The organism is Kitasatospora sp. NPDC015120 (assembly GCF_043080305.1).
Classification (GTDB): Bacteria; Actinomycetota; Actinomycetes; order Streptomycetales; family Streptomycetaceae; genus Kitasatospora.
Genome location: NZ_JBIBVJ010000057.1, coordinates 1 through 2,406 on the forward strand (window position 1 = coordinate 1; position 2,406 = coordinate 2,406).

The window sequence follows — 2,406 nt, forward strand, 5'->3', positions numbered from 1 at the left end:
CGCCCAGGCCGGTCAGTTCGTGCGACTGTCCCCGAACAGCGTCCAGGCATTGAAGACGTACAAAGCGTTGCCGGGTGACAGCGGGTTCTTCCGAATGACCGTCGTCGACCAAGCAGGGAAGTTCCGCCAGCAACTGCAATGGCAGAAAGTATCCCTCGGCCCCACCCAAGCACTGTCCTTCCAACTCATCGCGGTGCAGGTCGCCCTCTCGGTGGCCATCGCGTCGGTGAACGAATCGATCGCCCGCGTCGACGGTAAAGTCGAACAACTCCTCGCCCTCGCCCAAGCGTCCCGAGTCGGTGACGTGGTCGGTCATTTCACAACCTTGGATCGGCTCGTCACCACCCTCGACGAACACGGAACACTGCCGACCGCAGACTGGGAATCTGTTGCCGGACTCCGGCCCACCCTGAATGTGACCATCGAACGCCTCCGAGAACACGTCAAACGCACCTTGGCCGGGTTCGATGCCACTCGCCCGGTCCAGGATCGCGCCGACTATCTCCGCCGAGCAATCGAAGAGAACCGGCTCGGCGAATCCCTGCACCTGTTGGTGGTCGGTGAGCAGTCGCTCTATCTGTGGCAGCGGTTGCGGATCGCGCGCGTGCAGGCCACCGAGCCGCAGCATCTGCAGGTGGTGCTCGACGACGCACGCACAGTGCTGGCAGAGCATTTCGAACGCGACGGCGAACTGTTGCTGCACGCGCGGTCGGAACTGTCGAACTTTGCAAAAATGCACCGACTCGACGGATTCCGGTGGGGCGCCGCCCACAATCTCAAACACGACATCGTCAAACTCAAGAACGACCTCGACGACTTCGCGCAGGCACGTGGCAGCCAGGTCATGGGATGGACCGACCACGAGAGTCCCAGCGTCGTCGACGCCCTGGCGGAAGTCGGCAGTCGGGCAGCGTCCGCAGGCAGTGCTGTCGCCGGCGCGGCCGGCAAAGCGATCGGTGCCGGTGTCTCAGGAGTCGGATCCGGGCTCGGGTGGGTGGGCCGCGGGATCGGAAACCTCGTGGGCTCGGGAAACCAACACGCAGACAAAGTCGAGATACCGACACCTACAACGGAACATCGTCTCGCGGGTGCAGCCACCGCAACCGCACAACCTGACGAGGCGAATCCGAACTCGTGCGACGGCGACGATTCGACATCCGAATCCTCCATGCTCACACACCAACCCGATCGAATCATGCCGTCTTCCGCCCCGATCGCGTACGACGACGACATCTTGCAGCTCATGCTCTTCGGCCATCTACAGGTCGGCGACCAGCTGACGTATCACGATACCGGCCGCGGGCTCACCTACATCGCAACGATCACGCGGGACGGGGCCCTCGACGTCGACGGGAAACGCTACGGGCCACCCTCGGCGCCGTTGACGGACATCATGGGCCGGCAACGGCACGGTTGGAGGGACTGGCAACTGGCCGATGGGCGGCAACTTCGACAGCTGCGGCGACAAGCGTACGCAGAAATGCGCCGCTGACACCCGTCCTAGCTCTGCCACCACACGCCGACCCGTCCACAGGATGAAGCGATCACAAATGACAATGAAAAAATCCTGGCTAGCAGCGCCGATCCTGCTTCTCGCGCTCAGTGCATGCAGCGACCAGGGCACATCCACCGAACCTGCCTCGTCTGAGGGAGCAACTGCAACCGCCACGACACCGAGCTCCTCAGGGACACTCACACCGGTCTCCAGTACCACGATTGTGGAACCCACGACGGAAACCATCGTCGAACCGCCCACAGCGGAGGCAACATTCATCGACACGCCCACGCCGGCGGTGACCAAGCACATCGACTACTGCACCTCGCCCGGCCCGAACACCGCGTTCACGGACGGAACATACGGTTGGACGGACGAATGCGCCGGCCCCGCAGCGATCAACCGGGTCAGCGAAATCACCGCCAACGGAGGATCCTGCGACGGAACCACGTGCACCAACTCACTAGGAATGACCTTCCCCGACCCTCGGGCCGAAGCCGGAATGACCGATGCACCGCCAACAGCTGGCACTCCTCGGACCACGACAAGCACCCCGACAGTAACGAATCCGCCGAACCATCCCCAGGTCCTGTGGTCGAATTGCCTGCAGCAAGGCAACACCCCGGAACAATGCCGGGAAATACTCGACAACTGATTCTCACGCCCAGCGAAAGCCCGGCCAGTCCTGAGCACGTCGGAGCTGCAATTCCGGGGCGGTCTCGACACTCTCACCCGACTTTGATCCACACATTCACTGAGTAGGTCCTGTGGTTTGACTGTACGTTTTTCCGCATCAGCACTCGAGTACCGTCCGACACTGATGGAGACGATATTCGACGTAGGTTCTGCACACGGGTTCTCGACGGAACGAAGAGAAACCCGCTGCGGAGACCCGAATCGGATACTCACTG

2 protein-coding genes are annotated in these 2,406 nt (G+C 62.3%); both read left to right on the forward strand.

Annotated features, from left to right (window positions below; genetic code table 11):
- Positions 1 to 1,492: hypothetical protein (locus ACF1AK_RS36210; protein ID WP_391503069.1), on the forward strand; the 1,492-nt coding region annotated here is incomplete at its 5' end.
- A gap of 226 nt (positions 1,493 to 1,718) precedes the next feature.
- On the forward strand, positions 1,719 to 2,150 hold the full coding sequence (locus ACF1AK_RS36215) for a hypothetical protein (protein ID WP_099699025.1): 432 nt from the start codon (positions 1,719 to 1,721) through the stop codon (positions 2,148 to 2,150).
- The last annotated feature ends 256 nt before the right edge of the window (positions 2,151 to 2,406 follow it).